Source organism: Methylocystis sp. sgz306128 (assembly GCF_056032725.1).
This window is the reverse complement of sequence record NZ_JBVYWO010000016.1, coordinates 25,855-47,370: the sequence shown is the minus strand read 5'-3', so window position 1 is coordinate 47,370 and position 21,516 is coordinate 25,855. Positions and strand designations below refer to the sequence as shown.

The following is a 21,516-nucleotide window of genomic DNA, read 5'->3' as shown; positions in this document are numbered from 1 at the left end:
CGCCAACCGGGACAGAGCCAGTTTCATGCCACAAACCGCATGCTGCCGGTGGATGACGGCTTTTGGCAACATTTCATCGCCAGCCTGTTCGACGATAAGATTCCATAGCCGTGTTTGTCGACCTCGATTTGGAGGTGGCCCACTTTATCGCAGGACCCGGACTACTTGATCGCTGAAAATCCGTGTTCTACGATAGGGTTCACGCGTTTGCACCAAATGCGGGGCAGTCAGAACGACAATTCAATAATCGGGACGATCCATTTCAATCATCGACGCTGGTAATTGCGCCATATTGATCGGAAGAAATTTCTCTGTTCTGCCAATTTGCTTTGCCTGTTCCGATTAAGAAATTCCCTGTTATTTTTCACGAAAAGAACTATCAACCCACTGAAATATCCGACTTATTTCAGATAATTTGGCCAAATTGACCTCAAAAAATTGAAATTTTCCCTGTTTTTTCCTGTTAACAAGGAATTTTAGGCCAAAGACGCACCCGGATCACACTGCATCCGCCACCATTCCTTTCTTACAAAATCCATATTCTGATACGCGGGTAAATTCCGTCGTGATTTCCGTGCCTTGCGGCGGAAGGTCGGCAGAAGTTCTTGCTGAGACGCATTTTATGCGGTTCTTTCAGTGCCACTATGGCCAGTGTCTCTGAGGCCTTTTCTTCAATTTCCGTGTTTTGATGATATGTTTTGGCGCAGACGCCGGTTCGCATGCTTCCGGAGGGCGGCACGCGGACGAGGCAACCGTGTCTCTGGCAGGGTTCACGGCCTAAGGTCGTGGCGTTTGCGCGGGAAATGCCCGCAGGCAAAAAGGCTCGGTTTCTTTCACCATGAACATGGGATTAGCTGGCAGCATTGTCGAGCGGCGTCCAGATCCGCGAACGATGAAGCGTAAGTCTCGGCGGGTTGCGGCGTGATTTTGAGCAGACAAGTTTGGACGCGAATAGGCATGGCGAGCCAGGCGCCAAGAGATTCGACGTCTGGTCATTGAGCTCCTGATAACGATGTCACGGAATCGCCCGGAGCCATTTTTGCAGCCGATGCATTTTACCGCCGGCTTCGCGTGATTCATTGCTCGGCTTATTTCGACAGACCAATCTGATGGCCATCAACCCGCAATCCTTGGGATCGATTATCCCAGCCCGACCAGACGGCGCTGCTCGCTCCAGTCGAGCGGCAGGGTCTAGACCATCTCGGTGGAGTTGAGCGAATCGAGCAATGCGCGCGCATGAGCCTTTCCAAACGTCGAATTCGAATTGTGCCGCGGCTGGATCTTGGCAGGCTTGGTTTTTGCCGATAATCGCTAGAGGATCTGACTGATATGGCACTTCTCTTTTGAACGACGGCCATTGTCTGATGGTCAGGTAATTTGGAGTTCCGTCGCTTAAGCCCGAAGAAGATCCAGCCGTTCCATCGGGTACCAGTTATCCTATGGGCGATCACCGACAGCGAGGCCTGGATCTGCCCCTGCCAGAGAAACCCATCGAGCAGAATGATCACTTCATGATGCATGCCCTGCCACTCGCGGATCAGCCGCGTGCCAGCCGGCAGTATCCGGTTGCCCCGGTCTTTGATCCACGCCTGATGGTCGCTCGAAGGACGGCCCGGTTCGATCCCAGACCGGCCCTTCATTCCGCAAACTGCAATATCAGGCCCATCCGCCGTTGATCCGCCGCCTCGCTGATTCTGGCCTTTCAAAGCGACCTGCATCGCGGACCAGACCAGCCCCTTCCGCCATTTCTGCGATCAGGCCCTACCCTGCCAGCGTCAGGGCAAGACGCTGTCTTGCCGTCCGTGCCATTTTGGACGGCACAAGCAGCCATCCATGCTCGTGCTCGGCACAGGCACGAAGTGCGGCACCCTGCGTCTTTGTCAGTTGGAACTCACTCATCGCTTTCGAGGACTATCCATGAAATGGAACGGCCATGTCAGAAACGCCAAAGGAACAGCCGTTTGAGGAGCTCAAATGGATGCATGAAATAAAGCGCTCGGACGCCCTGCGCGTTCACGATGGGCTGCTCTCATTTCACGACCAAGTTAATGAATCAACGATGAAGAGTGCCTAGACAGCGCTTAGGACTACTGTTCTTGTAAATGGAGGAGCGGATTTCTCCTTACTCGCATTCATGCGCGCACTTGCATCAAAATCGTCACTCCACGCGGAACAGCTTTCAAGAATTGCCGGATGTTTAAGCTAATTCGCTTGGGGTGTGGGGGCTGCAATGGCAGGCATGGGGTTTACATATCTTACCCACTACTTATCGGGCGCATATACGACGTCCTTAATTACAATTTTTGAACACCCTTATTTCGAGTACAGTGAGCAATCTCCCAAACTGAAATGTTACAAAAAAATGGGCACATTTATTTGCTCTTACCTTTAGCATTGAGGCGCTAGCGCTCTTCATTTTAGGCACGCTGACAGTCAAAAACGCAGTCCCTCAGCTTGTTACAAGTGGTTAACGTCCCGCTGACCTGCCACTGCAAATCCTCCGACGGCGCATCGCAGACAAAATTCCGGCCTTTTTCGGCGATTTTGCCGTCCTCCACGGCAATATCGACACATTCACTGCCACTGTCCGCCAGCCGCGCGTTGCAGAAAAGACGGTCGATCGCCATGGCTTCAGACACCCGCCGCCAGATAGGCGCGCCATCCGCCAAACGAACTGACATCGCGCGCCTCGCGCACAGCACTGGCTTCGACAAGAAAGCCCTTGGCCGAAGTGCCGTCGGCGAACTGCACTGTGCCAATGCCGAGCGGCGCGGGAATAGACCCGACGAACCTGCCGAATGCCGCCGCATCAAGGCTCCAGATTTCCGCCGCGATCTTCGCACCGCCCGTCCCCACGCGCAGCAGGCCCGGTTTGGGCGGATTGGTTCCGGCAAGGGCAAAGAGGCCGTATTCGGGAACCGTTTCCACCGCCCGGACAAACACGCCGCCAAGCTCCACCAGTTCCCGGTTGAGGGGCAGGCCGGAGAGATGTGCGCCCACCACCGCAAGTTCGATCCGGTCAGCCGCGGCCCGCACCTGCGAATGCGGGGGCGAAGGCGCCGACAGGCCGGTTGCGCCCATTTTCGTACCGGAATACGCCTGAACCTGCGCGGCAATGCCCGCGAGCAGTCCATCGGAACCGGCAGCGCCGATCAGGGTCAGGCTTGACGGCAGCCCGTCGCCGCGCAAGCCGGAGGGAACGGCAATGGCTGCCAGATCAAGCAGATTGACGAAATTGGTATAGGTGCCGAGGTTTGAATTCAGCTCGATCGGCTTTTCCGCCAGTTCCGCCAGCGTATAGGGCCGCGGCATGGTGGGCACCACCATCACGTCAAAGCCCGCCCATGCGCCCTGCGTCTGGCGCCTGAGGGCGGCAAGCCTGTAGGCGGCTTCGAAACAGGCGACTGCGTCAAATTTGCGCGCGCCTTCGATGATGGCGCGGGTTACCGGATGAAATGCCTCCGGCTTTGACTCAAGCAGCGACTTGGTGGCGGCATAGCGCTCCGCCACCCATGGTCCCTCGTAGAGCAGCCGCGCCACAGCATAAAACGGCTCTATATCGAACTCGACCAATTCAGCGCCCAGCGCCCGCAAAGCCGCGCTGTCCCGGGCGAAGGCGGCCGCCGCATCGCTGTCGCCGAAAAACCTGAGCTGGTCGGCACGCGGAACGCCGAAGCGCAGTCGCGGCGGCAGAGCCGAAAGCTGCGGCGCAGGCCAGGCCCTGGCATAAGGATCGGCTGCATCGAAGCCCGCCGCAATCCGATAGGCGAGAAAGGCATCGGCAACATCAAGCGCGAAAATGGACACAGTGTCGAGCGTGCGGCAAGCTGGCACCACACCGGAGCTTGAAATCGCGCCGAGCGTCGGCTTAAGGCCGACAATTCCGTTGAGCGCCGCTGGAACGCGCCCCGAACCCGCCGTATCCGTGCCGAGCGAAAAAGGCACGATGCCTGCGCCAACCGCCGCCGCAGAGCCGGAGCTTGAGCCCCCGGGCACGAGGCGCGCATCCAGCGCATTGCGCGGCACGCCATAAGGCGAGCGTACGCCCACGAGCCCCGTGGCGAACTGATCGAGATTGGTCTTGCCGATGACGATCGCTCCAGCCTGCTCCAGCCGCTCGACCACAAAGGCTGATTTTTGGGCAGAATAGGCAAAATCCGGGCAGGCCGCAGTCGTGGGCAGGCCTGCGACATCAATGTTATCCTTTACGACGAACGGGACACCGTAAAGTGGCCGGCCTGCGGGCCCCCCGGCCTGCAGGCGCGCAGCGATAGCCAGCGCTTCCGCCTTGGGGCGCAATGTAATGAACAGGGCCGGATCATCATGCTCGGCGATACGCGCATAAACGGCCTCTACCGTCTCTGACAGCGACCGGCCGGCCTCATGCGCCGCCAGAATGGCGGAAATCGTCAAAGTTTCATCACTGGCTGGCATGAAATTTATCCTTGTCATCTGGAAGCGCGAACATACACCAAGCAAATTTCATGCAAGGCCGCAATCAGACGGCCATCCCGAACATTCATCCTGCGTGGATGTCTTCGAGGGAATGGCGCCGCGCGCCTGCCGGGCCGCCCCTCCCATGCATGACCGAGAGTGGCATGCTCCTTGCTTTATAAACCCCGAGCACCCTGCGCCTTTTCGCGCACGGGAGATCGAATGGGGGTTCTGATGTCATCGAGCTATTTGTCCCGACGCAAATTCTTGCAGACCACGGCCATGGGCGCCGCCGGACTGGCACTTGATCTTGGTCTTGTGAACAGCGCGCGCGCCGCAGACCTCACTGTCGGCATCGTCTATGTCGGCGCGCGCGACGACTTTGGCTGGAATCAGGCCCATGCGGTAGCCATCAAGGCGCTCAAACAGGTGCCGGGCGTCAAGGTTGTCGAGGAGGAAAACGTCCCCGAGACAGATGCCTGCTCCAAATCCATGGAATCCATGATCAATCTTGATGGTGCAGGGCTGATTCTGGCAACGTCCTTCGGCTACTATCAGCCGTTTGTTGTCGATATGGCGCGCAAATATCCCAAGGTGGAATTCCGCCATGCCGCGCCCCTTTGGAATAAGGACAAAGATCCGGCCAATGCCGGTTCCTATTTCGGCTATCTCAATCAGGGGCATTATGTCGACGGCGTTGCCGCAGGGCTTTCCACCAAGACCAGCAAACTCGGCTTTGTCGCGGCTAAGCCTATCGCCAGCGTGCTGAGCAACATCAATTCCTTCCTGCTGGGTGCGCGCTCGGTCAATCCAAAAGCTACCGTGCAGGTGATCTTCACCGGCGACTGGTCGCTCCCAGTGCGTGAGGCCGAGGCGGCCAATGCGCTGGTGGATGCCGGTTGCGATGTCATCACCTGCCATGTCGACGGGCCGAAAGTGGTGATCGAAACCGCGGAGAAGCGCGGCGTGATGAGCTGCGGCCACAATGCCAGTCAGGCGCCGCTGGCGCCCAAAGGCTTCATCACCGGCGCGGAATACAAGTGGGAGACGATCTATAAGGGCTATGCCGCCGATCTGGCGCAGGGCCGGAAACTGTCAAACTTCACGGCGGGCGGCATCGAATCCGACATGGTGCAGAATACGCCCTTTGGCGCGGGTGCGACCGAACCTGCCCGCAAGGCCGCGCTCGCCGCCATCGAAGGGCTGAAGGCGAAAAAGCCGATCTATGCTGGCCCGCTCAAGGACAACAAGGGCAAGGTAGTTATAGACAAGACCTACGACAATCTCGATCCCTTCCTCGACAAGATGGATTACCTGCTCGAAGGCGTGGTCGGCTCTATAACCTGACCGGACCACAGCCATGAGCCTCGACGCGCCCGCCCCCGCCGCCATGTCCGCCAGCTATCCAGACGCGGTGCCCGAGACATCGGGCACCCTGGAGCGCCTCCGGGTCGGTTCGGAATATTTGGTGATTCCGGCTCTGGCGCTTGCAATCGCGCTGCTGCTTTTTGCGGGCTTCCTGCTGGCGCTCGGCAAATCGCCGCTAGATTTTGTCGCCTTTGTCTGGCAGGGCGGCTTTGGTACGGCCTTTTCCTTCCAGAATTCCCTCCAGCGCGCCTCGCCATTGATCCTGACGGCGCTGGCTGTCGCGGTTCCGGCCCGCATCGGCCTCACCATCATCGGCGGCGAGGGCGCTTTGGTGATCGGCGGTTTTGCTGCCGCGGCGGTCGCTATTCCGATGATCGGCGTGGCACCGCCGTCATGGACATTGCTGATCATGGCGCTGACGGCCTGCATCACCGGCGGCATGTGGATCGGCTTTGTCGGATATCTGCGCTATGCGCGCGGCGTCAACGAAACCATTTCGTCTCTGCTGCTGACCTATATCGGCATTGCAATCATGAATTTTTTTGTCGAGGGCCTGCTGCGCGACCTGAGCAACCCTAACAAGCCATCAACCAAACCGATCGGTTCTGCCTATATGATCGGCAATATTCCGGGCACCCAGGTGCATTGGGGCTTTGCCGCGGGCATCTTTCTGGCTTTCGCGCTCTACATTCTCATGACGAAAACCACCTTCGGCTTTGCCGCGCGTCTGACGGGCGGCAACATGCGCGCAGCGCTGGCACAGGGTCTGCCGGTCGGACGGCTGATCGTGGCCTCGGCCATGATTGCCGGGAGTTGCGCCGGCCTTGCCGGTTTTTTTGAGGTGGCGGCCATTCAGGGCCGTGCCAATGCTTCGCTCGCTGCAGGTTATGGCTTTACCGGTATTCTCGTCTCGTTTCTGGCGCGGCACAATCCGCTGGTCATCATACCCGTTGCCATTCTCTTCGGCGGACTGGAGGCCTCGGGCGGACTGATCCAGCGGCGCATGGGCCTACCCGATGCCACGGTTCTGGTGTTGCAAGGGTTGATTTTTATCGTGCTGCTGACTTCGGAGACGCTTTACGGGCGCGCCGCCCTCTTCAAACCCGCCCATGCAAGGACACAGCCGTGAATCATTCGCTCTTTATCGTGCTGGTGGCCATGCTGGGCGGAGCGATCCGCGTATCGACGCCGTTCATGTTCGTGGCGCTGGGCGAATGCATCACCGAGAAAGCAGGCCGCGTGAATCTGGGACAGGAAGGAACCATGGTGCTGGGCGCAATGGTTGCCTACGCCGCCTCGTTCCAGAGCGGCTCACCCTGGCTGGGCGTACTGGCAGCAGGCGGCGCAGGCGCGGTGCTCGGCGCGCTGCATGGCGCAATCTGCCGCCTGCCGCGTGTGAATGATGTCGCCGTTGGAATTGCACTGATGATGTTCGGTGTGGGTCTGGCCTTCTTTTTCGGCAAGCCCTACATCCAGCCGACCGCGCCGCGGCTGCCAGCCATAGACCTCGGCTTCTGGAGCGGCAACGCCGGCCTGCGCAGCGCGCTTGATATCAATCCGCTGTTCTTTGTCGGAATTCTGCTGGCTGCAGGGCTTGGCTGGGCCTTTCGCAATACGCGCTGGGGGCTTGTGGTGCGCACCGTGGGCGACAGCGCCGCAGCCGCCCGTGCACTGGGTATTTCCGTTGATGGCGTGCGGCTGGCTGCCACCACCATCGGCGGCTTTCTTGCCGGAACAGGCGGCGCGTTCCTGTCGCTTTCCTATCCCGGTTCTTGGAATCAGGGCCTGTCTTCCGGACAGGGGCTGATGGCCGTGGCGCTGGTCATTTTCGCCAGATGGGACCCCGTGCGCTGCCTTTTCGCCGCACTGCTCTTTGGCGGCGCCGGAGCCATAGGCCCTGCGCTGCAATCGGTCGGCGTGACGCAAGGCTATTATTTCTTCAACGCCGCCCCCTACATTCTCACACTCGTCATCATGATCGTGACGTCCAGCGCCAAGCGTTCGTTACGCGACATGCCGGGCGAACTCACAATGGTGCGCTGAAATGCTGGAAGCCGACCCCTATCTCTGGCCCTGTAATGGCAGGTGGACGCCGCAGAACACTGCCCTGATCATCATCGACATGCAAACCGATTTCTGCGGCAAGGGCGGCTATGTCGATGCCATGGGCTATGATCTCTCGCTGACGCGAGCGCCCATAGAGCCGATCAGGGCCGTGCTCGGCGCCATGCGGGCCAAGGGCTATCATGTCATCCACACGCGCGAAGGCCACCGGCCGGACCTCTCCGATCTTCCCGCCAACAAGCGCTGGCGTTCGCAGCGCATCGGCGCAGGCATCGGCGATCCCGGCCCATGCGGCAGGATTCTCGTGCGCGGCGAACCCGGCTGGCAGATCATCGACGAACTTGCGCCGCTCGCGCATGAACCCATCATCGACAAGCCTGGCAAGGGCTCCTTCTGCGCCACCGATCTCGAACTCATCCTGCGCATGCGCGGCATTGAAAATCTCGTTCTCACCGGCATTACGACCGATGTCTGCGTCCATACCACCATGCGCGAGGCCAATGACCGCGGCTTTGAATGCCTGCTACTGGAAGATTGCTGCGGCGCGACCGACCGCGGCAATCACGATGCCGCCGTCAACATGATCAGAATGCAGGGCGGCGTCTTCGGCGCGATAAGCCATTCCGCCGCCTTCATCGGGGCTTTGCCATGACGTCCGGCGCCCGTCAGGCTTTTGTTCATCGCATTGCCACACAGGGCCCGGACGATGTCGCCGGACTGGCTGCATTACTCGAAAGTGGTGAAATTTCTGCAAAAAATGTCATTGCCATTCTTGGCAAGACGGAAGGCAATGGCTGCGTCAATGATTTTACCCGTGGCTTTGCCACCCAGTCGCTGAAGGCCCTGCTCGCGCGCCATCAGCCCGAGGCAGATGTCGAAAAAGTCTGCATTGTCATGTCCGGCGGCACGGAAGGTGCCATGGTTCCGCATCTGGTTGTGTTCGAAGTGCGAGATACACTGCAGGAACCACGGCCCGGCACGCTGGCGCTCGGCCGGGCCAGAACCGTGGCGCTACCGCCTGAACATCTGGGCCGGACGGGTCAGGTTGACCTCGTAACGCAGGGGGTCAGGGCCGCCATGCGGGATGCCGGCATCACCAATCCGGCAGATGTGCATTTCGTGCAGATCAAATGCCCGCTGCTGACGCAGGCCTGCGTCAGCGAGGCGCTGGCGCGCGGGCAGGAAACCGCAACCAAGGACACGCTGAAAAGCATGGGCCTGTCGAGAGCCGCCTGTGCGCTTGGCATTGCCGTGGCTCTGGGCGAGGTGGAGCGCGGTCTGCTCAACGATAATGCCATCGGAAAGGACTGGTCGCTGTATTCGACACGCGCCTCCACGTCAGCTGGCGTTGAACTCTCCGATCATGAAATCATTCTGCTTGGCCGTTCTTCGGGCTGGGCTGGGCCCCTAACCATTGCACATGGCGTGATGAAAGATGCGCTGGATGTCGCACCCGTGCGGGTGGCACTGGCCGAGACCGGTCTTGCCTCTCAGGGACAACTGACCGCACAGGACCAGACCCGGCTTATCGCTGTTCTGGCCAAGGCAGAAGCAAGCTCGACGGGAATGCTGCGCGGCCGGCGCCACACCATGCTGGATGATTCCGATATTTCCTCCACGCGCCATGCACGCGGTTTCGTTTCCGGGGTGCTGGCCAGCATAATCGGCCATGCCGAAATTTACGTCTCCGGCGGGGCGGAACATCAGGGCCCGGACGGCGGAGGGCCTGTGGCCATCATCGCCATACGCAGCGAAACGGGGGGGAACCATCCATGAGGCGCGCGCCCTCTTTGCAGACGATCGGCATGAGCAAGAGCTTCGGTCCGCTCAAGGCATTGAACAACGTCAGTGTCAGCATTCCCTCCGGCACCGTTCATGCTCTGCTGGGCGAAAATGGCGCCGGAAAATCGACACTGGTCAAATGTATTATGGGATTTTACACGCCCGATCAGGGGCAGTTACTGCTCAATGGCGAGGAGATTGCCGTCCGCAACCCGCGCGAGGCGCAGGCGCAGGGTATTGGCATGGTCTACCAGCATTTCACGCTGGTGCCCTCGCTGACCGCTGCTGAAAACCTCGTGGTCAGCCGCGCCGGTGCGCCGGGGCTCATCGAGTGGCGTAAGGAACACGCCCATCTTGAGGACTTTCTCGCAAGAATGCCGTTCCGGGTGCCGCTCGACAAACCGGTCTCAATGCTCGCAGCCGGCGAAAAGCAGAAGCTCGAAATCCTCAAGCTGCTCTACCTCGACCAGCGCTTTCTCATTCTCGACGAACCAACTTCGGTACTGACTCCCGGCGAGGCTGACGAAATTCTCGGCCTGCTGCGCGACATGGCGCATCGCGGCGAGATTACGGTCTGCATGATCAGCCATAAATTCCGCGAGGTGGATGCTTTTTGCGACGATGTGACCATCCTGCGGCGCGGCGCGCATGTCGGCGGCGGCAAGGTGAGAGCGCTGTCGGCCAGCGCCATGGCCGGCATGATGATCGGCGACGCCATTGTCCGCTCTCCCGCTGCCCGAAACCCCATGCCCGAGCGGAAGGCCGTTTTTGAAATTGCCGGACTGTTTGCCGACAATGACGACGGTCGCCCGGCAGTCAATGGCCTCGATCTCAAGATCAGGCCGGGAGAAATCGTCGGCGTGGCCGGCGTCTCAGGCAACGGACAAAGCGAACTTGTCGAAACGCTCTCCGGCCAGAGGCCGATCAAGCTTGGCCAGATCCTGATCCATGACCAGAATTTCGAGCCGACCCGCGATCATTTCGATAAGTTCAAAGTGTTCGGCCTGCCCGAGGAGCCCCTGAAAAACGCTACGGTTCCCAGCATGTCCGTCGCCGAAAACATGGCGTTCCGCGCCTTTGACAAGGCACCTATGGCGCGTCTGGGCTGGTGGCTCTCCAGTGCGCCGATGCGCGAGCGGGCACGCGGGCTTGTTGCGCGCTACAATGTGCGTACCCCCTCGCTGGAGACACCGATCCGCGACCTTTCCGGCGGCAATGTGCAGCGCGCCGTCCTGGCACGCGAACTCTCAACGCAGGTTGAAGTGCTCATCGTCGCCAATCCTTGTTTCGGGCTGGATTTCGCCTCTGTCGCCGATATCCGCGCCCAGATCATCGAACAGCGTAACAACGGCGCGGCGGTGCTCCTCGTTACCGAGGATCTTGACGAAATTCTCGAATTGTCCGACCGCATCGCCGTGATGTCGGAAGGCCGGATCACTTATATCACCGCTGCAGAGGGTGCCAGCCGCACCACCATTGGCCAGCATATGGCGGGCCATTGACATGGCACACATGATCGCCGTACCGGCCCGCCCCTTTCCCTATGTGCTTGATGCCGCGCATATCGCGCTGGTCGTCATCGATATGCAGCGCGATTTTCTCGAGCCCGGCGGATTTGGAGAATCGCTGGGCAATGATCTTGCGCCGGTTGCGCAGATCGTGCCAACGGTTGCGGCGCTCATCGCGCTTTTCCGGACGAAGGACTGGCCGGTTCTTCATACCCGTGAGAGCCACTTGCCCGATCTCTCGGATTGCCCGCCCGCAAAGCTCATGCGCGGCAAGCCATCGCAGCGCATCGGAGACAGCGGCCCAATGGGCCGTATACTTATCCGGGGCGAGCCAGGCAACGACATTGTCGCGGCCTGCAGTCCGCACCCCGGCGAGATCGTCATCGACAAGCCGGGCAAGGGCATGTTTCATAGCACCAATGTCGATGCCCTGTTCAGGGCGCGCGGCGTCACCCATCTTGTCTTTGCCGGCGTGACGACAGAGGTCTGCGTCCAGACATCCATGCGCGAGGCCAATGACCGCGGGTATGAATGCCTGCTGATCGAAGATGCTACAGCCAGCTATTTTCCGCAGTTCAAACAGGCTACGCTGGACATGATCTGCGCACAGGGCGCAATCGTCGGCTGGGTGACATCGCTGGCCGAATTACGGGAGGCCGTGACATGAGTGAATTTTCCCCTGAAGCCGTGATCGAGGCAATGGCCCCGCTCAACGGCCTGACCATAAACCCGTAATGGAAGCCGCAGATCGCGCTGCATCTGGCTATTGCCGCCAGCCATGCCGCCAAAGTGCTGGCGTTATCGTTGCCCGATGAACAGGAACTAGCCCCGGTGTTCGCGCCATGAGTCTCATGGATCAACACGCCTCGGTGCTCGCCCCCGCGGTCCGCTCAGGCGCGTCGAGCGCGCGCGGTATCATTAAAGCCGCGCTGAACCGCATCAGCGAGCGCAACAGCGCGCTGGGCGCTCTGACCGACATTGACGCGCAATGGCCGTCACCTGACGATATCCATAGCAGGGCAACTCATCCTGGATGTCCTCGATAAGTGCAACAAGCTCGGTATCGCTGAAATTCAAAGCCCTTGCCGTGGATTGATAGTAGTAGGTGCTCCTGGGGACATCGATCATTTTGCACCCCCATCTGATGGAGCAAGCCGCGGGCCGGTGACGATGGAGAATTTCTCGTTGCCGCCGATGGTTGGCTGGCGCGGAGTTTTTTTAACCAGATCTAGCTCCATCGTAAGTTGGCCGACCTTTCGTTCGAGTGCCGCCGATATGGACCTCTGGATTTCATGAGCCTTCTCCATTTAAGGCCCGCAGAGCGTATCAGTTTTTCCCTGCCCCGTGGTCCAGTCCCAGGGGTTCACTTCAAAAACGGCTCAATTCTGGATGGGAATCAACAGGGTTGCACTTCATAAAGTAGAAAACTCTAACCAAAAACGGCCCAGTTTCCTGGGCGCAGGTCACCGTGACGGCGTGGTTGCGCCACCCGAGATCGTCCTGTTTATATGGGAGCGGCGCTGCCTGAGGCTCCAAGCCGTCAATCTCTGAAGACGACATATTTTTTGTAGCCGCCGACTACCACCTTTATGCCTTTATTTGATGTACAATTGTAAAAATTGCATCGTCTGCAAACTTCGATTAATCTGTTGCAACAAAGAAGTGCTGACCGAAAAATCGGGAACAGCATACTCGATCCGGGAGGATCCATGGTAGAAATCGTTTCCAAGCGGGACGGCCCGCGGCGCGAAGACGCGCCTCTCAAGCAATTAATCCAGAACAACCGTTCAACGATTGTTCGTCTGGCGGATCAGATCAGCGGCGGCGGATATTCAGCCTCGAAAAAGCCGCGCGAAAAGCCGCAGGCGCAAGGCCTGATCATCCATGTGGGAAGTGCTCCGGCAGTCGCGCAGGAAGTCAAGGCCAGAATTCGCGCGACGATCAATGGCCGCGTCATCGCCGTCGACGACAACACGGGACTACAACTCCACCATATCGGCGATATCCGACGCCGCAACGGCGGTGAAATTTTCGTTCTTGCCACGAAAGAAAATGGCTTCTTCGCGCCGGTCGAAGACGAAGTGGCCGCGGCGCTGAGCGAGATCGACGGCACTTGGCTTGACCAGAACAATACGGAAGAAAAGCTTGTCGCGGACATTAGCGCAAAACTAAACCTTGCCTGATGCATTGATGCGGACATGCAAAGGATCGGACGGCAATGCCGTTACGGGTGCCTTTGAAACGACGTGCAGCCTCTGTCTAAAATGTGAGTTGCCTGAATGAAACGCGAACTCGCCTCAGACTTGTCAAAGCTCGAAGCAACTGGCGCCATCGTCGCATTGTCAGGCAGGCGGCCTTATTACAGCGATGCAGATTATGACGAAAGGGCGACAATGCGCGCCTGGGAAGATTTGCTCGCTGGCGAGATCAAAACTCCGGGCAAAATGCCCTCCATCCGCTCTCTCATCCATGAATCATGGGGTAGGAGTATATCCGGCGGCATCAATGCCGAGCGGACAGAAGCGCCCATCACTTGCACGCGGGATGAAATCGAAATTCTGACCCGCGCCAATCTGGAATTCCTGTCGGTCGCGCGGAAACCTTTCGCGGCAATCGGCCAACTCCTCGAGGGTACCGGCGCCATGCTGGTGCTGGCGGATCACGAAGGCATCATACTCGAGGCCATCGGCGACAAGAAGACCTTGCATTCCGGCATGGAAATTCAACTTTCCATCGGCGGCAAATGGCATGAGGGATCGGTCGGGACCAATGGCATCGGCACCGCGCTCTGGACGGGCGAACCGGTGTTCGTTCACGCGGCGGAGCATTTCTGCGCGGGGATAAAAGCCTGGACCTGCGCCGGTGCACCTATCCGCGATCCGCTTGACGGCAGCATCATTGGCGTGGTCGATCTCTCCGGGCATTCGCCGATATTCCGGCAGCACAATACGGCTCTGGTCGCCGCTGTCGCCCGCGAGATCGAAAATGCGCTTGCAGAACAGCAGCAACTGGAGCGCACGCGCCTGCTCGAGGAATTCATCGCCTCGGCGCCGGGCTACATGCGCCAGGACGGCGTTGCGATCGTCGATCGCCACGGCCGGGCCATTTACACCAACAACATCCCGAAGGGCGTGTTCAGCGAGATGTCCAACGGACAGACTGAGCTTGTGCGCGGCAGTCGCCTGCTGAACCTGCCGGCGTTCGGCAGTGACGTCGATCTCGACAAGGCACTGCCCGAACATCTTCATAAATCGTGCCACATCAACCCGCTTCGCCTTGGCGGCGATCTGCGCGGCGCGGCTTTGGTGTTTCCGTTCAACCGTCAGATCGGCCGTTCGGCGCCGCTCATCAGCGCTCCGGATCTTGAGCGTATCGAAGAAGCGTCCTCGCTGATCGTGGGCGAAAGCGAAGCTCTGCTTGAAGCCATAGACGCCGCCTGCCGCGTCGCGCGTTCGAGCAACGACGTGTCGCTGCTGATCGAGGGCGAGACCGGCGTCGGCAAGGAACTTTTCGCGCGGCTTGTCCATGTTGCGGGCCAGCGCACGCACAAGGAACCGTTCATCGCGATGAATTGCGGTGCGATCACGCGGGAATTGTTCGGCAGCGAATTGTTCGGTCATAGTCCCGGCGCATTCACCGGCGCGTCGAGGGAAGGTAAGGCCGGCGTCTTTGAACTGGCGCATGGCGGCGTTCTGAGCCTTGACGAAATCGGCGAAATGCCGCTCGAAATACAGCCCTTCCTGCTTCGTGTTCTCGAAGAGCGGGTGGTGCGCCGGATCGGCGACAACAAGGACCGGCCCGTCAATGTCAAGTTGGTTGCCTCGACCAACCGCGACCTCAAGCAGGAAGTGGCGGCAGGACGGTTCCGCCGCGATCTCTACTATCGCATTGGCGCGGTTTCGATTCAGGTGCCGCCGCTGCGCCAGCGCGGACAGGACGTTCTGCTGCTTCTGGAAAATTTCAACCGCAAGATTTCCGCGCAGACCGGCTCGGAAATACTGCGCTTCGGATCGGACGCGCTCGATGCGCTTCTCGCCTATCAATGGCCCGGCAATGTGCGGGAGCTGAAAAATCTCGTCGGGCGGCTGCACGTTCTTTCGAACGGCAGGACGATTTGCTGTCGGGACCTGCCGGATGAGATTCTGGCCGCGGATCCCGCCTCGCGGATAGCGGATGCGCTGGTCGCCGACGCTGCGGCGCCGGTGTGCAGCTTCGTGGAAGCAGAGCGGCAGGCCATCAAGAACGCCTTGATCGCAGAGGGCGGCAATCTGAGCCGCGTTGCGCTACGGCTCGGCATTTCAAGGCCGACCCTCTACCGAAAATTTGAACAATACGGCATTCAGCGCAACCGCGGCTTTGCCTGATTGCCGGAGCCGGCCGACTTTCACGCTGACACCAATCTTGCCGGAGCATTCCGGTCCGGCGAGTAGCTCCCAAAATGAAAAGGCCTCCCGGCGTAATGCCGGGAGGACTGTATAAGCCGGAAAGCCGGATTCAGATTTCGATCGGCCGGGCCATCTCTTCGCCGGTCAGGCGAACCGGTCCGGGATTCAAAACTTCGAAACGGATCAACAGTCCGGCAAGTGCCGCGCCCAGACAAGGCGCGACGATGTAGAGCCAGAGCTGCGAAAGCGCGGCTCCGCCCGAGAACAGGGCCGGGCCGAGCGAGCGCGCAGGATTGACTGACGATCCCGAAACGGCAATACCGGCCAGATGGATGACCACAAGCGTCAGCCCGATCGCCAAACCGGCCAGCGCGCCGGCGCCGTCCTGCGATGTCGCCCGCAGAATTACGACCAGAAACAAGAATGTTGCCACCAGTTCGAACAGGAAGGCCGATGCCATTGCGTAGAGCGACCAACCATTCTGCGCAAATCCGTTGGCGGCGATGTCATACCCCCCGTCTTTGCCCTGCACGATCACATACAGGATCGCCGAGGCGACGATTGCCCCCGTGAACTGGGCCAACACATATGACACCAGTTCGCTGGCCGACATCCTCCCGGCGACGAAAACGCCAAGACTCACGGCCGGATTGAGATGCGCACCGGAAATTGGTCCGATCGAATAGGCCATTGCAGTAACTGTAAGACCGAAGGCCATCGCTACGCCCAGAAGTCCCACTTCCTGGCGCATAAACAGAACCGTCGCACAGCCCAGAAAGACGAGAGCGAAGGTTCCTATAAATTCACAAACAGGCTTATTCATCGATATTTTCCCCCAGATTCAGATCATGATCAATTATGCGCCGCGCGACAGCGCGGCCGCGCTCACTCCCGGCCCAGCTTTTCAGCACCGCCGCCACGGGAAGGGCCTGCTGTCGGATCGATATCCTCGCCCAGATCGCCTACCAGCGTTTCGGTAGTGAGAATAAGGGTTGCGACGGAAGCGGCATTGGCGAGCGCGGTACAGGTCACCCGGACAGGATCGATGATCCCTGCTTCGAACATGTTCTGAAACGCGCCGCTGGCAGCGTTATAGCCATGCCCGCGCTCAAGATGCGTCACCTTGGCCACAACAGCCTCCGGATCTCCGCCCGCATTGAATGTAACGCGCCACAACGGACGGCAAAGGATCGAATTGACCAGCCGCACGCCTTCAGCAACATCGCCGCTCACTGACTCCAAAACCGGGTCGAGCGCCGACGATATCTGAGCAAGGGCCGTACCGCCGCCAGCGACGACACCCTCTTCAGCCGCGGCGCGGACCGCATGGAGCGAATCCTCGAGCAACTGAATGGTGCGCTTTTGCTCAACCGGGGTAACGCCGCCCGCATAGAGGATGGCCGTTCCGCCGGAAAGCTTGGCAAGCCGTTCGCGCAATTTGTCCTGCTCGATATTGGGCGGCGCGGCTTCATATTGCCGCTGGACCTGCGCCCGGCGGGCAGCAATGGCCGCCGCTTCGCCATTGCCGCGGATAACGGTCGTATAGGTCGCGCTGGTCCGCACACGCTCGGCCGTACCCAGATCGGCGGCCACGACATCCTCGATGCGCCCGCCAAGGTCGCGCGCGATGACCCGGCCGCCGGTGAGTATCGCCAGATCTTCCAGCATGGCCTTGCGCCAGTGACCATATTCCGGCGGATGGACGACGAGATATTTGCCCGTCTCGTTCTTGCCGAGCAGCGTCACAACCACTTCGGGCGACATTTCCTCCGAGATGATCAGCAATGGCCGCCCGGCCTGATCGGCAATCCTGCGGATTGAATCAAGTGCAGCCGGATCCTTGATCTTCAGATCGGTCATCAGGATGAACGGATGCTCAAGCACCGCTTCCATCTTGTCCTGATCCGTCACCATATGGTGCGAGAGATAGCCGCGCTCAAAAGACATGCCCTCGACAATATCCAGCGTCGTATCGGTCGTTACGCTGTAATCGGTGGTGATGACGCCTTCGGCCCCGACGCGGGCGTAGGCTTCCGCCACCAGCGCCCCCAGCTTGGGATTCGTCGCTGCAATATTTGCAACTGAGGCCAGCATGCCATTGGCCTTGGCCGGCTTAGCGGATGCCTTGAGCGCCGAGACGATCGCCGTCACGGCAAGGTCGATGCCACGGCAAAGATCGACGGATTTGGCGCCGCGCTCATTGGCTTCGACGCCTCTCTGAACCAGCGCATTGGCCAGAACGATGGCGGTGGTCGTTCCGTCGCCCGCGATCTCGTTGGTCTGCATCGACACCTCACGCACGACCTGCGCGCCCATGTTCTCGAAGCGATCGCGCAACTCAATTTCCGATGCGATGCTCACGCCGTCACGCGTCACTATCGGCGTGCCGACAGGCCGATCGACCATCGCATTCATTCCCTTGGGGCCGAGCGTCGGCTCGACGGCTGCGGCAAGCCGGGCAACGCCGCGCGCAAGCGCACGCCGGGCTTCCGAACCATGGATCAGTAATTTGGCCATAAATCCTCCTGCCGCCCTGCTGGGCGGATTGTTGACGTGTCCCCGTTTGAGCGAGGTTCTGGTTTAAGTCTGGTTTTGAACTGAATCCCGAGGCGCTGCTGGAACGCGATCGAGAATGAAATCGACGAGCGTCGGCTCACCACAGACAAGGTGCTTTTCCTTGTATCGCGCCGTCTTGAGGCCGCGGCACAAAGCGCCGTTGAATTCCATATTGATGCGTACGCTGCGCAACTCGCCGAGATAATCGCCGAAGGCCGACAGGGCGATCGCGCCTCCCTCCCAGGTGGGAAAGGCCGTCTCCCAAGGCTGGCGCCCGGGAAATTGCTCCAGCACCGCTTGCCGGTATCGGGCCAGTTGCCTGGCGGACTCTTCCAGCTCGAAGTTCCCGGCGTCGATCGCCGCGAAATTCAGCCCAAGAATCTGCTGGTCCGAAAGTCCTTCCTGCCGAAAGATGAGAAGAACGGCTTCCTGACGTCGTTTGAACGCCTTTTTGCGGAACGTCTCGCGCAAGGTCTCGAGGTCCTGATCCGCGGCGAGTTCGTCGAAGATCTGATGAAATGCCTTGCCCGTTGCTATCCCCCTGTTGACCTCCTCCGCGAACATATGGTCGTGAAGGCGGATCTGATAGGAAGGACACCATGTTAGTGCTTCGAGCGCCCGACGGACACCGTCCAGCATGAGAAAAGCGAAATTTGGCGAGCACCAATAGGTCGGCAGGCGGAAATCCACTTCCACGCCGCCGTCGCCTGTCAGCGTCACCTGTTCTACAAAGCCCATCTGCGTGATTGGCTCGTCGAGTTCAGGATCATTCACCTCGGAGAGCCGCCGCCACACTTCGGCTTTGCGACTTTCGCTCATGCTGGACGATTCCATTGGCGTCACTCCGCAGCAATGCTCATCGGGGAACGGGCAAGAGCCGCTTTCTTGGCTTCGATGTCGATGTTGTAGAGCCGGGCCGCATTGAGGCCGAGGATCTTCTCCTTGATCTCGGGAGTGAGATCGACACCGCGTTCCTTCCTGATGTCCTCAGGCAGTTCGAAGGCCCAGAACTTTTCCACCAGCCAGCGCGGCGTCCAGATCGCATAGTCGGAGCCGAACAGGATCTTCTCCGGGCCGATCCAGAACAGCAGTTCGGCAATCACTTCTGCGAAGTAGCGCGGACGCGAATGTATGAACGGCAAGGCGACGGCCAGTCCTGCGTAAACATTGGTCTCTTGCGTGGCTATCCAGCAGAAATCATCGAGGCGGGGCAGACCGCAATGCTCGACAATCCAGTTGAGATTCTGAAAGTCGGTTGCGGCGTAATCGACATCATGAACGTCGAATGCGTCCTTGTTAAGCGGGATGATGGTCGGTCCCTTGTGAACGTGAATGTTTTTTATGCCCAGCTTCTCGCACAGTTCAAAGCATTTATAGGCCTGGGGGTCGTTCAGCTTCCAACCTTTGGATGCACCGTTCCATTCGGCCGTATACATCTTCACGCCCTGAACATTGTAATTTTCCTTCAGGTAATGGATATATTCGAGCGCTTGCTCTCCATCGCGCGGATCGAAGGCGCCATTGACGATAAATCGATCCGGATAGCGCTTCGCCATTTCCGCATTGCGTTCAATCGTGTTGAAGCCCTTCTTGTAAAAATCCTTCAGATAGGTCGACTGCACGATCGCAACGTCATCCGGTCCGTCAATGAACAAATCATGATATAGGTCGTCGGCGCTGTATTTCTCGAATTTCTCCTTGTCCCATAGCTTGTCAGCCGGGCTCAAGCCCGTGTGATAGGCATAGAAGCAATCAATGAACTGCTTGCCATGAATATTGCTCTGGTTTTCCGGGCTTCCATCCCAGAAATGGGTGTGGCCGTCGACCACGAAAATTTCCTTGCCTTCCGGTGTCTTGTACATTGAAGTCTCCGCGATTCCCTTAAGGTCTTAATGACGCGCCGCCTTTGAACGGCGCGTCTGGTTCCAAATGCCGTTTCACGGCAGCGCTCAGATGTATTCGAAGACTTCGTCCATATTTCCGAACAGGATGACGGTGTTGTCGTCGATGCGAACCATCCGGCCGTAATGAGTCGATGTATTCACTTCGAAGATTTCGGCGGTCATTTCCCGGCCCAGATATTCGCTGATGTCATCCATCTTGAAGATCAGCTTGCCGTCGCCGTCGATGCGGATCATCGCCGGCTGATAAGTGACGATCACTCCGGGCTTCTGCCCCATGAATTCGGCGATCGACCGCGCTTCCACGGAGTCGCTCATGGTGACGCCGCACTGATGCGAAATCGTTTGCTGAAAGGTGATGTCCTGCATCGATTTGAAAATATTGGACTGCGAGGCGTCGCGTGCTGTTGTCGACATTGATTTTACTCCGTTTCAGCGTGTAAGGCCGAGTTCGCCAAGGATTTGGCCGATACGCTCTTGGGATTTCGCGCGGGCGTCTTCGAACGAAATTGGCTTGGAATGCGGCATCGACCAGATCGGCTGAAGACCGACGGCCGCCTTATCGGCCAGTTCGCCGTGCTTCCTGATCCACCCCTGAAAGAGTGTCCGGTTGGCTGCGCCGTGCTGTTCATCGTGGGCAAGCATGTAAATGAGGTCGATCGTATTGGCGAGATTTCGCTCGTAATCGGCCTCGGCGGCGGAGACCACCGAAGGAGTCATCGAATCCTTGTTCGCGGCCGCGGCGGGGATCAGGAAGCCGGAGCGAAAAAGCTCACCGACCAGCGGTTCGAAAACGATGTTGATGGCAAAATACTGCTCGAGATAATCGGTCGACCCCATGATGGTTTCAATGGCTTCGCGGGTGCCTTGCCAGATCGGATTCTCCAGCCATGCCTTCTTGCCGAGTTCGTCGTCCCAGCCCGCAATGTCCATGCCGATCTCGGCAAGATACAACGTCAGGTCCTGCGCAAGGCGCAGCTTGTAGGACGAATTCGTCAGCGTCGCATTGTTGATCATCTGGGTGTAGCCGTAGCGCTGCGCTTGCATCAGCGACGTGCCAAGGCCAAATTCGGCATGTTTCCATGCACCCAGATGCGTCTGCAAAATTGTGGCCCAGGTCTTGTCGAGCGCCTTTGGCGCACCGGATTTACGACCGTTGGCAATGACGCCCTGCACCATCGTCTCAATCTTGGATTGACGCTGATAATGCGTGCGTTCCCATTCCTGATCCGGCGCCCGGAAGGCATGCCAATTCGAACTTTTGGCCGCGGTGTAATCCTTGATATAGGCGCCCTTGCCGTTAGAGAAGGAAATGATCCAATCCTGGATCAGGTAGCGTTCGGGATCCGGCTGAACGTCAACCGTCACGTCTTCGTAATGGCTCGCGTGTTTGCCCTTTGGATCGAAATAATTGTATTTTCGGCTGTCGGAACCGGAAAAGGTCGCCGAACCGGCGGCTCCCGAACCGACTGAACTTGATATTGCAGTCATAATTTTCGCTCCCTATTTCAGTTAGAA

General features: G+C 59.0%; 20 protein-coding genes. 10 read left to right on the top strand and 10 right to left on the bottom strand.

The window, feature by feature from the left end:
- Positions 1-1,088: 1,088 nt before the first annotated feature.
- From AC0N03_RS15995 to atzF, 4 genes are all read right to left on the bottom strand, one after another.
- Positions 1,089-1,640, bottom strand: coding sequence for a DUF2924 domain-containing protein (locus AC0N03_RS15995; protein WP_474289909.1), 552 nt, complete (start codon positions 1,638-1,640; stop codon positions 1,089-1,091).
- Positions 1,641-1,761: 121 nt separating this feature from the next.
- Positions 1,762-1,899 carry a hypothetical protein gene (locus AC0N03_RS15990; RefSeq protein ID WP_474289903.1) on the bottom strand — a complete coding sequence of 46 codons (138 nt, stop codon included), beginning with the start codon at positions 1,897-1,899 and terminating at the stop codon, positions 1,762-1,764.
- 518 nt (positions 1,900-2,417) lie between these two features.
- The gene (locus tag AC0N03_RS15985) at positions 2,418-2,627 is read right to left on the bottom strand and encodes a hypothetical protein (RefSeq protein WP_474289902.1); all 210 of its coding nucleotides are present in this window, start codon (positions 2,625-2,627) and stop codon (positions 2,418-2,420) included.
- 4 nt (positions 2,628-2,631) lie between these two features.
- Positions 2,632-4,434, bottom strand: coding sequence for an allophanate hydrolase (atzF, locus tag AC0N03_RS15980; RefSeq protein WP_474289901.1), 1,803 nt, complete (start codon positions 4,432-4,434; stop codon positions 2,632-2,634).
- Positions 4,435-4,668: 234 nt separating this feature from the next.
- On the opposite strand from atzF, the gene AC0N03_RS15975 reads away from it, so the two are divergent.
- From AC0N03_RS15975 to AC0N03_RS15930, 10 genes are all read left to right on the top strand, one after another.
- Positions 4,669-5,781 carry a BMP family ABC transporter substrate-binding protein gene (locus AC0N03_RS15975; protein WP_474289900.1) on the top strand — a complete coding sequence of 371 codons (1,113 nt, stop codon included), beginning with the start codon at positions 4,669-4,671 and terminating at the stop codon, positions 5,779-5,781.
- Between the two features lie 13 nt (positions 5,782-5,794).
- The gene (locus AC0N03_RS15970; RefSeq protein ID WP_474289899.1) at positions 5,795-6,931 is read left to right on the top strand and encodes an ABC transporter permease; all 1,137 of its coding nucleotides are present in this window, start codon (positions 5,795-5,797) and stop codon (positions 6,929-6,931) included.
- Positions 6,932-6,960: 29 nt separating this feature from the next.
- Positions 6,961-7,845 (top strand): ABC transporter permease, encoded by an 885-nt coding sequence (locus AC0N03_RS15965; RefSeq protein WP_474289908.1) that lies wholly within the window; start codon positions 6,961-6,963, stop codon positions 7,843-7,845.
- Between the two features lies 1 nt (position 7,846).
- A complete protein-coding gene (gene biuH, locus AC0N03_RS15960; protein WP_474289898.1) occupies positions 7,847-8,518 on the top strand; it encodes a biuret amidohydrolase in 672 nt (223 codons plus the stop codon).
- Complete coding sequence (gene atzD, locus AC0N03_RS15955; protein WP_474289897.1) at positions 8,515-9,642, top strand: cyanuric acid amidohydrolase; 1,128 nt, start codon at positions 8,515-8,517, stop codon at positions 9,640-9,642. Before biuH ends, atzD begins: the two co-directional genes overlap by 4 nt.
- Positions 9,639-11,150, top strand: coding sequence for an ABC transporter ATP-binding protein (locus tag AC0N03_RS15950; RefSeq protein ID WP_474289896.1), 1,512 nt, complete (start codon positions 9,639-9,641; stop codon positions 11,148-11,150). Before atzD ends, AC0N03_RS15950 begins: the two co-directional genes overlap by 4 nt.
- Before the next feature lie 10 nt (positions 11,151-11,160).
- On the top strand, positions 11,161-11,823 hold the full coding sequence (locus AC0N03_RS15945) for a cysteine hydrolase family protein (protein ID WP_474289907.1): 663 nt from the start codon (positions 11,161-11,163) through the stop codon (positions 11,821-11,823).
- A gap of 80 nt (positions 11,824-11,903) precedes the next feature.
- On the top strand, positions 11,904-12,002 hold the full coding sequence (locus AC0N03_RS15940; RefSeq protein WP_474289906.1) for a hypothetical protein: 99 nt from the start codon (positions 11,904-11,906) through the stop codon (positions 12,000-12,002).
- Between the two features lie 863 nt (positions 12,003-12,865).
- Entirely contained in the window at positions 12,866-13,339 is a 474-nt protein-coding gene (locus tag AC0N03_RS15935) for a hypothetical protein (protein WP_474289895.1), read from the top strand.
- Positions 13,340-13,435: 96 nt separating this feature from the next.
- Positions 13,436-15,520 (top strand): sigma-54-dependent Fis family transcriptional regulator, encoded by a 2,085-nt coding sequence (locus tag AC0N03_RS15930; RefSeq protein ID WP_474289894.1) that lies wholly within the window; start codon positions 13,436-13,438, stop codon positions 15,518-15,520.
- Positions 15,521-15,650: 130 nt separating this feature from the next.
- Here AC0N03_RS15930 and AC0N03_RS15925 read toward each other — a convergent pair whose 3' ends face one another.
- The 6 genes from AC0N03_RS15925 to AC0N03_RS15900 all read right to left on the bottom strand — a co-directional run bounded on the left by AC0N03_RS15925 (position 15,651) and on the right by AC0N03_RS15900 (position 21,489).
- Entirely contained in the window at positions 15,651-16,364 is a 714-nt protein-coding gene (locus AC0N03_RS15925; RefSeq protein ID WP_474289893.1) for an MIP family channel protein, read from the bottom strand.
- A gap of 62 nt (positions 16,365-16,426) precedes the next feature.
- Positions 16,427-18,058 carry a chaperonin GroEL gene (gene groEL, locus AC0N03_RS15920; RefSeq protein WP_474289892.1) on the bottom strand — a complete coding sequence of 544 codons (1,632 nt, stop codon included), beginning with the start codon at positions 18,056-18,058 and terminating at the stop codon, positions 16,427-16,429.
- Positions 18,059-18,121: 63 nt separating this feature from the next.
- Positions 18,122-18,916: an iron-sulfur cluster assembly protein gene (locus AC0N03_RS15915; protein WP_474289891.1), complete on the bottom strand. Its 795-nt coding sequence runs from the start codon at positions 18,914-18,916 to the stop codon at positions 18,122-18,124.
- A 20-nt stretch (positions 18,917-18,936) separates the two neighbouring features.
- Positions 18,937-19,959 carry an amidohydrolase family protein gene (locus tag AC0N03_RS15910; protein ID WP_474289890.1) on the bottom strand — a complete coding sequence of 341 codons (1,023 nt, stop codon included), beginning with the start codon at positions 19,957-19,959 and terminating at the stop codon, positions 18,937-18,939.
- A gap of 87 nt (positions 19,960-20,046) precedes the next feature.
- Positions 20,047-20,415, bottom strand: coding sequence for an MmoB/DmpM family protein (locus AC0N03_RS15905; RefSeq protein ID WP_474289889.1), 369 nt, complete (start codon positions 20,413-20,415; stop codon positions 20,047-20,049).
- A 15-nt stretch (positions 20,416-20,430) separates the two neighbouring features.
- Complete coding sequence (locus AC0N03_RS15900) at positions 20,431-21,489, bottom strand: aromatic/alkene monooxygenase hydroxylase subunit beta (RefSeq protein WP_474289888.1); 1,059 nt, start codon at positions 21,487-21,489, stop codon at positions 20,431-20,433.
- Positions 21,490-21,516: the final 27 nt, after the last annotated feature.